Source organism: Anaerobiospirillum succiniciproducens DSM 6400 (assembly GCF_000482845.1).
In the GTDB taxonomy this organism is placed as follows: Bacteria; Pseudomonadota; Gammaproteobacteria; order Enterobacterales; family Succinivibrionaceae; genus Anaerobiospirillum; species Anaerobiospirillum succiniciproducens.
This window is the reverse complement of sequence record NZ_AXWV01000038.1, coordinates 1-13,115: the sequence shown is the minus strand read 5'-3', so window position 1 is coordinate 13,115 and position 13,115 is coordinate 1. Positions and strand designations below refer to the sequence as shown.

The following is a 13,115-nucleotide window of genomic DNA, read 5'->3' as shown; positions in this document are numbered from 1 at the left end:
CTTAGGCATAGACCTCATCACCTTATATTGAGGGAGAGGAGGATGGTGTAATACACCTAATCAGTATGGCAGACTCAAAGCCCCGTGATAGGCTTTAAATCTTATCTGGTCGCGATGCGACCCTCAAAGAAGTCTCATTAAACTCTATTGGTCTTATAAAACCTCTTTGAGGGGAACATCATGGCAAAGCAAGTAAAGGTTCATGCAGATCATGAGTTACTTGCTTTGCCAAATTAGCTTGGCTCAAAACGGCAAGAGTAGTTTTGCCTTTGAAGCTAAGACTGTTCTAGCTTAGTCATTTGGCTAAGACTGTTCTAGCTTAGCGATTATGGGAAAACTAGTGTTAGTTTTGTCGTTAAGGCTAATGCATGGGGACTAAATTAGATGTCCTTGGCAAAAGCAACAGCGCGGCCAATGTAGGTCTCAGGAGTGAGCTTGCGCAGCTGCTCCTTAGCCTCCTCAGGGATCTCGAGAGTATCGATGAACTTGAGCATGGTCTCGGCGTTAACTTCACGACCACGAGTGAGCTCCTTGAGCTTCTCGTATGGGTTAGCGATGCCGTAACGACGCATTACAGTCTGATATGGCTCAGCTAAAACTTCCCAGTTGTGGTCAAGCTCGTCACGTACGTGGGCCTCGTTAGCCTGTAACTTGGAGATGCCCTTTAAGGTGCTCTTCCATGCTAATACTGAGTAACCGCAAGCAACACCTAAGTTACGTAAAACGGTTGAGTCAGTCAGATCACGCTGGAAGCGGGATACTGGTAACTTGGCAGCTAAGTGAGCGAAGATGGCGTTAGCCAGACCGATGTTGCCCTCAGAGTTCTCAAAGTCAATTGGGTTAACCTTGTGAGGCATGGTTGAAGATCCGATTTCACCAGCGATGGTCTTCTGCTTGAAGGTGCCGTAGGAGATGTAGCCCCAAATGTCACGATCGAAGTCTAAGATGATGGTGTTGAAACGCTCTAAGGCATTGAATAACTCAGCGATGTAATCGTGAGGCTCAATCTGAGTGGTGTAAGGATTGAAAGTAAGGCCTAAGGACTCCTCGAACTCCTTGGAGAAGGTGTACCAATCAACCTCAGGGTAGGCGCTTAAGTGAGCGTTGTAGTTACCAACGGCACCGTTGATCTTACCCATGATCTCAACAGCGGCGATCTGATCGCGCTGACGACGCAGACGGTAAACAACGTTAGCCATTTCCTTACCTAAGGTGGTAGGAGAAGCAGGCTGGCCGTGAGTACGAGCCATTAATGGCAGCTCAGCATACTCATGAGCTAAACGAGTGATCTCGCTAATGAGTTCATCGCACATTGGCAGGAGAACTTCTTCACGAGCAGTCTTTAACATCAGAGCGTGGGAGTTGTTGTTGATATCCTCAGAGGTGCAAGCAAAGTGGATGAACTCTTTGACCTTGGAGATCTCTTCGTTGCTAGAAGTCTTGTCCTTTAAGAAGTACTCAACAGCCTTAACGTCATGGTTGGTAACAGCTTCACGACGCTTGATGTCTTCAGCATCTTCAACAGAGAAGTTAGCAATGATGTCATCGATAAAAGCGATGGTCTCTTTTGAGAAAGCTGGAACTTCTTTAATTTCAGGGCAAGAAGCTAATTTCTTAAGCCAGGTGAGCTCAACCTGAACACGGAAGCGCATTAAGCCATACTCTGAGAAGATAGCGCGCAGTTCCTTTACTTTAGATTCGTAACGACCATCAAGTGGAGAAATCGCGGTAAGCGGCGATAATTGCATAACTGACCCCAAAAGTTGAAGTAATGTAGGCATTGACGTAGCCATGTACTAGACGTGAGCACATGCAGCTAAATATGTAATTCTGCACTGCACAGCCCGCCCCGTCAATGAAAAAAACTTATTTTGTCTGCATCTAAAGCGCAAAACCATGCTGCAGACTAACTAGACAAAAGCTAAGGTAGCTAAAAAAAGCGCCGTTGCAGTGCAATGGCAGCCCATGATCTTTTGATCGCCTTAAACGTTACTAAAGTTAATCAAGAGATTTTTAAACAAGCTGCAACAATCTATTGATGTTTTAGTAAATGATCTGCATATGCTTAACTACGTGCTTAAGCTTAGTAGTCTTGGTACTTAAGTAACTTTAGTGTTGTGCTTTTGCAAGTGATAAAGCAAAAACAGCCATCTAGTTAGATAGCTGCTTTTGGTCTTTAACTAAGACGTAATTAACGGAGACCGCCTTGATGCTTAGAGATGATCTGACGGGCGCACTCAATAATGTTCTTATAGTGGAACATTAATGAATAACGCTTGCCACCCATCTGATGCCAGAGCATGGATGCACGGATGCCAGATAAGAGCAGGGCTCTAATCATCAGCTGGAACTCACTGCGGCTTAAGTAGCTCTCCTCACCGTAGATGATGAGCTTAGGGAAGTTAGGGCTAATTAAACCAGAGTAAATGCCTGAGTAGAGCTTGATGACATCGTAATCAACTAAGACATTATTCTCGGCAGTTTCATAGTTTGGATGCATAGCAAGTACTTGATCTCTGAGTCTATCTACCTCGCTATCAAGCTGCTTTGAGACCATAGACTGACGCTCTAAATTAGTCTCAAGTGACATGATAGAGAAGGCGATCTTGATTAACTCTGCATTCTTAGGCTGAGCGGCCTCTTTTGGATATAAAGAGGTGAGAAGCTGAGTTAAACCAGGGATCATGGTTGATGGATTATAGATGTCCTCAACAGTGTTTGGATTAGTGATGATGAGAGCACGCATTAAAGGAGCAATTGCGCTTTCATCAACTTTACCGAAACGAGCAACAGTTTGGATTTGTGCAGCAGACTGGAACACGCCTGCTAGCGCAAGAGTTTCGGCGTAGGTATTGGTAGACATTGTTAAGGACTCCTGCTCTTAAGAGCATCCATAAAAACTACGATACTAATACTTTAATTGTTTAAGTGCTTGGCTGAAGGCACACATAAGATTTTGTTCGTTAGACGATCTTACGATCTTATGCTTTGAATGCAGCCTAGTCACAAGACTTTAGCACTCTTGAGTAAGGCAAAACTTAGGAGCAAGGCTTAAAGTTTTGCCAAACAAAATTCTTATTTAATCGGCTCTTCAATAATTGCACCGCCTAAACAGTCAGCACCATTGTAAAAGACCACAGACTGTCCTGGAGCTACTGCAGAGACTGGGTTATCAAAAGTAACCTTGAGCATGGAGCGCAGGCCGTTTGGCTCAGCTGCTGTAGCAGGGCTTGAGTTTACTTGAGTGCCATTATCATCTAGATAAACTCGCTGCACTGTACATGCAACATCAGGCTGACGATAGCGAACCTTGCAAGTGCACTTTAGTGGCAGTTCAGGTAGGCCTACAATCCAGGTCTCATTACCAGCAAGTAAGCCATTGGAGAACAAGGCTGGATGGTTATGACCTTGAGCTACGATAAGGGCATTGTGAGCCATGTCTTTATCCACAACATACCATGCCTCACCAGTACCATCGGCGCTACCGCCAATGTGCAGGCCCTTGCGCTGACCGATAGTGCAGTACATTAAACCAGGATGTTCGCCAACTACCTTGCCCTCAGTTGAAATGATTGGGCCTGGAGTAGAGGCATCAGGTAAGTACTGATGCAAGAATTGACCAAAGCGCTTTTCGCCGATAAAGCAAATGCCTGTGCTGTCCTTTTTCTTGGCAGTGACTAAGCCACGCTCTAAAGCAAGTTCTCTTACACGTGGCTTTTCAATATGTCCAACTGGGAAGAGAACGCGGCTAAGCTTATTTGGACCAATGGCGTGCAAGAAGTAGCTTTGATCTTTATTTTTATCTAAGCCACGCAGTAAATGCGCATCTGCATCGATGCCGCCATCAAAAGATCTGAGGCAATAGTGACCAGTTGCAATGAAGTCAGCGTTCAAATCCTCCATGGCGTAATCCATGAAAGCTTTAAACTTAATCTCTTTATTGCACAGGATATCTGGATTAGGAGTACGACCCGCGCGGTATTCGCTTAAGAAGTTCTCAAAAACGTTATCCCAGTACTCAGCAGCAAAGTTAATGGTTTTAAGCTCGATGCCAAGCTTGTCACAAACATCCTGAGCATCCTTACGATCCTCAGCAGCTGAGCAATAGGTGTCGTTATCGTCCTCTTCCCAATTCTTCATGAACAGTCCAGTGACGTTCATGCCTGCCTCTTTTAGTAAGGCTGCAGATACAGAAGAGTCCACGCCACCTGACATGCCTACTACGACGTTTTTACCTTTGAGCTCGTCATAAGGAATCTTGTCATCAAAGACATGGTCAGGAGCAAATAAAGTCTTAGACATTAGCCACGAACCGTAGTGATTAATGAAAGAGGGAAATTCTGACCCTTGTCGTAATCATCGAAAGATGAGCCGACTAAACGAGTACGCCACTGACTCTTGCGATTGTTGATCTCTTCACGAGTCATCCAGTGTACAGCTAAGATATCGCCATCAGGATCGGCTGGATGTGCCTTAGTAGGATCGTTGTCCTTGAGGCGAGCCTTGAAGGTAAAGCGGATAATGGTATCCTTTTCTTTTACGTAGTCGTAAATACCAACTAAGTGCTCAAGCTCAATCTCACAACCAGTCTCTTCAAGGCCTTCGCGCACGGCAGCCTCTAAAATGCTCTCTTTAGCATCGACATGGCCTGCTGGAATACCAAAGCAACGCTCGCCAGTATCCTGAAACTCTTCAACCATTAAAAAACGACCTTCGTGCTCAATGATGAGTGCAATGGTCAGATGTGGCTTAAAACGCTCGGCCATACATGCCTCTTGAAAAACCTAAACCTAAACCTAAAAGCCTAGCAATCAATAAACAAATCGACTGCAGTGCTGATGCAAAGACAAGCTTATGCCTTTGCTCATCTACGATCTTTTGTCTACTGCGATCTTAACGCATAAAGCCAGTGATCTTTTGTCTACTGCGATCTTAGCGCATAACAATAGCGATCTGTTGTCTACTGCGATCTTAGCGCATAACACTAGTGATCTTTTGTTTGCTGCGATCTTAGCGCATAACAATAGCGATCTTTTGTCTGCTGCGATCTTAGTCTAGATGCGGCCAATAGATGGGGTTATTAGTATTAATTGGGTACCTGTTTGCACTTAGGCTCAAGCCTAGAGTAGCAGGTGGTGATGGAGTAATGCTGCTAAAAAAGATCATGACTGCTTGCAGCTTACTGCAACATAAAGCGAGTCAAAAATCAGCACAATTACTTCACAAAACCCGTAATTTTATCAAAAGCAGAGTAATTTTGATAGCCGCGAGACTTCTAGCAGCAGCCTTATCTTAATCTTGGTGCATGCATATAATTAAGCACATAGCCTTTAAACAGCCTAAACGTCATTGCACCCAAACATAAAAGGTGATTCGCTAGCTTAATGATAAAAACTGTCTTAACTACTCTCGCTAGAGGCCGAAATTACAAGGAATCAGCTGTAAATTGCTCTTAAGATATGTGCTTAGGGTGTGGTGCTTAAAAAATGCAAAAGGCAAGATCACGCATCCTAGGTTAGCTAGGATCATGATCTTGCCTTAAAGGGCACGCCGCAATGGGGCGGACTAGGGATCTTGTTTAGCGCCTTGCGCTAAGCAAGATAGTAGTTTGCCGTTGTGGCTTAGGCCATAGCCTGAATAATAGCCTTACCAAATTCTTGAGTAGATACTTGGGTAGCGTTAGGCATTTGAGCTGCAAAGTCAGAGGTGACGCGGCCAGCGCTAATTGCACCTTCCATACCCTTAACTATGAGATCAGCAGCCTCATTCCAGCCTAAGTGACGAAGCATGAGCTCAGCTGAGAGGATGATAGAACCTGGGTTTGCAAGGCCCTTACCAGCGATGGTTGGAGCGGTGCCGTGGGTAGCCTCGAAGATCGCAGCCTCAGTACCAATGTTGGCACCTGGAGCAATACCGATACCACCAACGATAGCGGCTAATGCATCAGAGATGTAATCACCGTTTAAGTTCATGGAGGCAACCACATCGTAGTCTGCTGGGTAGAGCAGGATGTTTTGTAAGAATGCATCAGCAATGCAATCCTTAACTACGATACGGTTGTTGGTCTTTGGATTGATGAATGAAACCACGCCCTTGTCATCAGCCTTGGCACCGTACTCACGCTCAACAAGCTCGTAACCCCATCTCTTGAAGCCACCCTCAGTGAACTTCATGATGTTGCCCTTGTGAACGATGGTTACGCTCTTGCGATCGTGCTCGATAGCGTATTCAACTGCAGCGCGGATTAAACGCTCAGTACCTGGCTTACTCATTGGCTTGATACCAATAGCGCAGTGCTCAGTAAAGCGCAGCTTCTTCACGCCCATATCGTTTTGCAGGAAGTTGATGACCTTCTTTACCTCATCAGTATCTGCGTCCCACTCGATACCAGCGTAAATATCTTCTGCGTTCTCACGGAAGATAATGGTATTGGTAAGCTCTGGCTGCTTAACTGGGCTTGGAGTGCCCTTGAAGTAGCGTACTGGACGCAGGCAGATGTATAAATCTAAGCCTTGGCGCATGGCAACGTTTAATGAACGAATGCCACCACCAACTGGAGTGGTTAAAGGGCCCTTGATGGCAACATGGTAGTCTTTGATAAACTCCATGGTCTCATCAGGCAGGTACACATTCTCGCCATAAACTTCGCATGAACGGCCGCCTGCGTAGATTTCCATCCAAGAAATCTTTTTAGAGCCAGCATAAGCTTTCTCAACTGCAGTATTTACCACCTCATGCATAACAGGAGTGATGTCTGCACCGATACCGTCACCACGGATGAACGGAATGATTGGGTTATTCGGTACCTGCAGCTTGCCGCCTGCATCAAGTTGAATCTTCTCACCTGCAGGAACAACTACTTTACTTTCAAAGCTCATGCTCAATCCTCAATAAAAATTAACTAAGCCATAAAATAGGCTATGCATAGGCTACGAGGTCTATGCAGATCCCATTAATCGTAAACTAAGAAAGTGTCTTTGCACAGAAAAAGCGAAAAAGTCTGTGAAGCTATGACATTAGTCAGCATTTATGCACAACTAAGGTGCTTTCTAGGCGCTTTAGACGCTATTGTGCACAAAAATAAGACAGTAGGCTGAGCAATATGGAGACCATCAAACCAAGCGCAAGCAATCAGTCTAAAAGCCTATGAGATGGGATTTGGTGGCGGCATGTGGATTTTGCCGCATGGAAATTAGGCTACATTGGGATTTAGCGACATGCCGATTGGAGGGCATGCCGCATTAAAGAGGGGTAGGACTTATTCGCCAGAGCTTAAGTCTACTGGGAGATTTTGGTCTTCTTGAGACATGCGTGGGCGTGAGGTCTCTAAGATAGCCTCGCGTCGCTCACGATCGCGTTTAAGCTGCTCTAAGGCACGTGCCTTCGCTGTATCGATCTCACGTTGATGCTCTAGACGCTGCTGCTCGATGAGCTCTTGTTGCTGTGCCTTAAACTTTTGATCGTGCGCACTAAGCTTTGGATCGATAGTTTGATGAGCCTCTCTTAAGCGCTGACGCTCTTTAGAGTTTGGATCAGGGGCACTGTAGCTACGTGGAGCTAAAGATGGGCCTTTAGCCTGATACAGTGGCTCTTCTTTTGGAGCGTTATGTGCGCCTACTAGAGGTGTATTCTCAGGACGATAAGTATCATTATCGCCATAGCCAAATTCATTGTTACCAAAGCTAGGCTTAGATGCCTCAGAAGCTGTGGCATTAGCATTCGGGATAGCAGCATCATCTTTGCCAAAGATAGCTTCTAAGCGCTTAGTAATGTCCTCATTAGATGCACGTTGTGCTGCAGCCTGGTAAGCATCTGCCACGGCTTGCGCATCACGTACTTTAGCCTTCATCTGCTCCTCGGTGAGCTGACGTGGATATAAATTATTGTGCAAGATGCCTTCTTGCTTGGCTTTTTCTGATGAAGGTACGAAGTCTAAATCAGCAGCTGTTCCGTGCTGCTGAGTAGTGGTGCCATTGTTATAGCCAGAAATAGTGTTGGCAACAATGGAGGAGTCCTTATCCACAATGCCAGGAGCGGCTGATTGTGCACCTTGGTTTTCAGATGCCTCAGCACTTTTAGCTGAGCTTAAATATGCATACAGTGGGCGGCCATTGTGATGCTTAACTAAACGCACCAGCATCTCCTTGACGCGAGAATCGTCTGGGGTGATGTAGGTTTTAAGATCACAGATATCCTTGCAGCGCATCTTCTTACAAAGATTGTTGTCAAAGGCAGGATCGCACACGGCCTCTTTGTAAGCGTTGAATACCTTCATTGAGTCAATGACGTCAGAAAGAGTGTTCTCAACGTTGATATCCACTTCATCAGCGATTTCTTTTACACGATCAATAACATCGTTAGGAATGGTAACGCTCTTTTCATGGCCTTGTTCATCGGTGAACTTGCCGCTAAGCATGCCAGACTTACGTCCTGTAAATTGATAGCCCACATTGTAACCACTGCGTCTATCGAGCAGACGATAGGACATGCTTAAGGTTGGGTATGGGGTTTCAGAGAGATCGTGGATAAAGTGAGCGTAGTTACCATAGTCCTTAATATTAAGGATGTATGGTTCCTTTAAGGAGGTATCCTTTTGGTATGTAATCAAATTGGCCTTGTCCGACATCTGCATGCCGACAGTAAGGTCATTGTTGAGCTTGGTATGTGTAATTATAAGACCAGAGCTTTGAATACGTACAGAGCGACCATAGAAGTACTGAGTAGATGACTCTAGCTCAGAGTTCTTAATGTAGTAGATGGTGTTGTACAGCGGATCATCAGAGTGCAGATTGGTCAGCATCTCAAAAACAATACGACCGCCAGTAACTACATAGGCTCGACCAAAGCCATCTGCTTTGCCATCGGCGCAGTTACCTTCCCAGAACACCATAGAATTTGGTTTTAAAACACGATCAAGGGCGTCAGCGGTAATGGTGCAAGGTTCAGTCTTATTAGCTGGCTGCTTCTTTTGCATCATGCTGACATAGTTATCTGCATAATGCTTAACCATTTGCTCATGGGTTGTTAGAAGACTTCTTTCAACCTCAAGACTTGGTCCATTTTTTAAGATCGCAGAGCTGCCGATGAGGTACTGATCGACAGGAGCGTCAGCACCCTTTGCATTACTCATATCATGAGGTGCAGCTATTGAGGTATTTGCGGCAGCTAAAGAAAGAATGAAGGCAGTACAAGCACTTAAAGCCGCACCAAAGGACCAAAAACTCCTATGAGCATAATCATCATGATCATAGATGGTAACTTCGGTATATAAAGGAGCTTTTGCATTTTCATTGTGCTGCAACCGTGAGGCGAGCTCAAAAGAGAGGCTGCTAAGGTGTAAAGGAGCAATATCTGATTGCTCTGAACGTACAGCTCTATCATCTTGATAAGATGCGCTTAGTAAAGCCTCGGCTTGTGCATTGAGTGATTCTTGTAAATGATAGTTAAGTGACTCAATAGCATTGTGCTCAGAGCGCAAAAAACTAGCCCTGCCAAAACTGACAGAGAAGGAGATGGCCTTCTGACAGATACGAGCTGAGGCAAGCGCAAGCTTACCAAACAGCAAAGCAGGTTTAGTTTGCATATGATGGTTTAACTAGGTATCACTCACTGTAAGCAAGCTAACTTTAAAAATGCATCGAGCTAGCTAACTACAATAAACTTTTGGTTGAGCAAAAGTATTGGAAAAGAACTTATGTAAGCACTTAGCTAATTACACGTTCTTAGCTTTAAGATACTCTGCTCTTATAAAAAACGCCTTTGAGGTTAGTGTATCAGCACATACACAGAACAAACTCAGTAAGACAAGCGTTAGACATTCAGATGTAGCTAAATGACTTACCATCAGCCACGCAATAAGCAATAGCATAGCATTACGGCGTCAAAAACTATAGCGCACTGTAGGTCATAGCTGTGTTTTTTGCGAGTTGTAATACATTTTAATTTCAGATTGAGTCTTGCTTGCCAGGATTTTTGTAAGACTCATTTGCCCAAAGGCGGTTTTTGATGACACGAGATCATCAACACCTTGAAAGATGTTGTACAGAGCACCAAAAGCTTTGAATGACCACTCTAGCCTATCTTGAAGCAACCATCCGTATCTTGCATTGCACTATGCAAATACCGATTTAAAAGCATGTGAATCTTAATTATTCTGCACAAACAAATTGATAAAGGCGCGTAATTATAGCTTAAATATGCACCATGTCAACTAGTATACAAGTTGTTAAAAACGGTAGTTTTTTGTGCGAGTCAAACACATAAACCTATCGATGTTTGATTAGTTAAAACTAACTTAAAAGGCCTAAGCAAAACCAAAGATGCAACTAACAAAAAAACACGCCTAAGTGCATCAGCTCAAACGCAATTTATTAGTAAACAATGATGCAAATATGCAAGGTGCTAAACGAGTGTAATTAGCAGCGCTCAAAGCTAAAGGAAATACAAAGGCAAACGCAAATACAACAGCAAATGCATCCTCAGTAGGCTCAGTTAAGGTGTTAAAGATAGTCTTAAGTTGGAGCTAAGGAAGCTAAAAATGACTTAGATTGAGGCTTAAGTAGCTAAAGTTAGACATGGGCACGATGCCAAGGTAGCAAAAGATAGTTGGGCACGATGCCAAGGTAGCTATAAGATGCTAGCAGAGGAGGGATTTTGAGGTTCGTACAAGCCGCTAGCTTGAGGCTAGGGCTTATAGATTGGAGCTAGCTGTTAGAGGTAAAACTTAGCTCGAGGCGATGGTTTGGGGGAAAGATTAGTTAGAGATATGATGATCTTCAGTAACGTCAGGATTAGTTTTAAGCAGATGTTGGTTAGCAATAACAACAGATGCGCAAACTAAGAAAGACAAGGTGATGACGATACCAGAGATCATTTTAATCATGCTATACAACCCAAAAGGCCTATAAGTTACTTGCTTGAGCAAGTTAACTAAGCGTCAATGAGAATATGCTAGATCTACCTTGCTTAGTTTTGGTTATCACACAAAACAGATGCTATCTGATTTCATGAAGCAACTCATAGTTGTCTTTAAAGTCAAAATCACACATCTAATTATGACAACTAAGATAAGTAGTTAAGCATTATCGCTTAGCGATGCTTTGTGCTTGGAGATTTGTTTCTAGCCCCGAAACACACATGCAAATGTATCCAAATCAAAACGGCCTTGCAAGCTAAATTTATGATCGTTGTCACGTTATATCTAGGTGTGCAAAAATTTAATAAAGACTATATATAAGCTGTTTAAAGCGTAAAACTGTAAAATTTCAGCTACTTGTCATACCTTTTAGAAATTGCTGCAAAGCCTTATAACATCTAGTGTTTTCTTGTATACAAGTGCTCTTGGTAAAAATCGACATATTTTTTGTAAAAAATTCACAAGAGGCCTTGTTTTGATTCTTTTATGCCAACTTTATATCAATAACTTTGTGTATATATGCTCTCAAAACCATCGATAGAATGTAACATGTTTCGTATAGTGACAACGCATCATACAAAACTTTAGAAAAATATCTCCATAAAGACATCGTGTACCTGCAAAATGGCTTATATGTCATATTTATACAGGGGTATCTCACTCAAGTAGCCATCATTGGCAATCAAAAGCGGGCAGCCGCTGCTGCTGCCTCAGTTCATCCTCAGTCTCAGCCTGTGCCTCGGCTCAGCCTTAGTCAATGTCTCAACCTATGCCTATGCCTGAGCAAACGGCAGCACCTGAACTTCAACCTTTGCTGATTGCACGAGCCTTCATCAAATTAATAGCCCATCAGCATGCAGCTGCAGCAACCATCTAACTCAACTTCCACAACAATCAAGGGCTTACAAATGCATTGTTTCAGAGTTCGGATGAGGCCGCTACCGCAATAACCTAACCTAACCTAACCTAACCTAACCTAACCTAACCTAACCTAACCTAACCTAACCTAACCTAAGCTAAGTGTTTGATCACAAGCAAGTTAGTAAGATCAGTTTTTCAGGCTCTTGAGCTCATCGATCACAGCATGGTGATTAAGAGCCTATTTTAGGATCTGGTCTTGAATCGATCACAAAATGGAATCTTGTGATCAAGAGTCATTGAGACTGGTGGCGTGTGGCTTGTGAAGGGAACTAAACATTTGCAGCTGTAGATGCAATACGAGCGTGGGGCTTTGGTGTTAATTGAGTGTATGGTTACGCTAGCCTAGAGATTCTTTTGAGATTATTGGAGGTTAGTATTGTTGCAAGTGAGGCAGGTGAAGTGGAGGATAGATGGATTTAATGTGCCCAGAAACACAGCGGGCATCTATATGAAGCTATAGATGCCCTGCAGTCGTGACATTATGATGTCAGATTAGACAGATGCCTAAAGCTTTGGCATGCTGTCAGCTCGCGCTAAAGATTAGCGAGCGCGGAAGGTAATACGACCCTTGGTCAAATCGTATGGAGTGATTTGAACGGTTACCTTGTCGCCAGTTAAGATACGGATGTAGTTCTTACGCATCTTACCGGAAATGTGGGCCATAACGATGTGGCCGTTCTCAAGCTCTACTTTAAAGGTGGTGTTTGGCAGGGTTTCAAGAACGGTGCCCTGCATCTCGATACTTTCTTCTTTTGCCATAAGTAAACTGTAATGATTTGAAAAACTGTGTTCAGGTTATGCTCATTGAGCACCTTGCAGCAGATGTCACAACACCTGCAGAGCAATCTTGTGATCTGCTGTGTCTGAGCAATGAGCTGTTTTTGCTATACAAAGCTGCTTGGCACTGCGCCATAAACAGCTACCATCTTTGAGCCGTGAATTGCTCCTGCCAAATCTTACGATTATGGCGTGAGCTTCATGGCGCCGTTGCGCCAAATCTCATACGGTTAACAAGTTACCCATATCGGCTGAAACACGCAGCCGCTATCAAATAGCTTCTTTACAGAAGCATTTTTGAATACTTTTCTAATGATATTAATCTTAGAAATATTTAGGCTTACATCGCCACCTAAACTCTTGAAGTTATAGGTGGAGAATTACGCCTATTTGTTAAAAGCTCATAAATAACAGCTCTAAGTGGGCCTGAACGCCAAAAAGCCGGGGCTATTATACACTATCAAACTTGATTTTCAGCATGTTTGACCAAAAGTTAAGCAAA

General features: G+C 43.8%; 8 protein-coding genes. All 8 read right to left on the bottom strand.

Annotated features, from left to right (window positions below; translation table 11 throughout):
- Nucleotides 1–380: 380 nt before the first annotated feature.
- The 8 genes from purB to infA all read right to left on the bottom strand — a co-directional run bounded on the left by purB (nt 381) and on the right by infA (nt 12,595).
- Nucleotides 381–1,748: an adenylosuccinate lyase gene (purB, locus tag H524_RS0106470; protein ID WP_027939636.1), complete on the bottom strand. Its 1,368-nt coding sequence runs from the start codon at nt 1,746–1,748 to the stop codon at nt 381–383.
- Between the two features lie 443 nt (nt 1,749–2,191).
- Nucleotides 2,192–2,863: a DUF489 family protein gene (locus H524_RS16490; protein ID WP_052338952.1), complete on the bottom strand. Its 672-nt coding sequence runs from the start codon at nt 2,861–2,863 to the stop codon at nt 2,192–2,194.
- 212 nt (nt 2,864–3,075) lie between these two features.
- Nucleotides 3,076–4,215 (bottom strand): tRNA 2-thiouridine(34) synthase MnmA, encoded by a 1,140-nt coding sequence (gene mnmA, locus H524_RS0106455; protein ID WP_044121648.1) that lies wholly within the window; start codon nt 4,213–4,215, stop codon nt 3,076–3,078.
- Between the two features lie 86 nt (nt 4,216–4,301).
- A complete protein-coding gene (locus H524_RS0106450) occupies nt 4,302–4,766 on the bottom strand; it encodes an NUDIX domain-containing protein (protein WP_027939634.1) in 465 nt (154 codons plus the stop codon).
- 855 nt (nt 4,767–5,621) lie between these two features.
- Nucleotides 5,622–6,878 carry an NADP-dependent isocitrate dehydrogenase gene (gene icd, locus H524_RS0106440; RefSeq protein ID WP_027939632.1) on the bottom strand — a complete coding sequence of 419 codons (1,257 nt, stop codon included), beginning with the start codon at nt 6,876–6,878 and terminating at the stop codon, nt 5,622–5,624.
- 380 nt (nt 6,879–7,258) lie between these two features.
- Nucleotides 7,259–9,583 carry a hypothetical protein gene (locus H524_RS0106435; protein ID WP_027939631.1) on the bottom strand — a complete coding sequence of 775 codons (2,325 nt, stop codon included), beginning with the start codon at nt 9,581–9,583 and terminating at the stop codon, nt 7,259–7,261.
- 1,170 nt (nt 9,584–10,753) lie between these two features.
- Nucleotides 10,754–10,882, bottom strand: a complete 129-nt coding sequence (locus H524_RS17850) for a hypothetical protein (protein ID WP_281171308.1) — start codon at nt 10,880–10,882, stop codon at nt 10,754–10,756.
- 1,494 nt (nt 10,883–12,376) lie between these two features.
- On the bottom strand, nt 12,377–12,595 hold the full coding sequence (infA, locus tag H524_RS0106415) for a translation initiation factor IF-1 (RefSeq protein WP_027939629.1): 219 nt from the start codon (nt 12,593–12,595) through the stop codon (nt 12,377–12,379).
- Nucleotides 12,596–13,115: the final 520 nt, after the last annotated feature.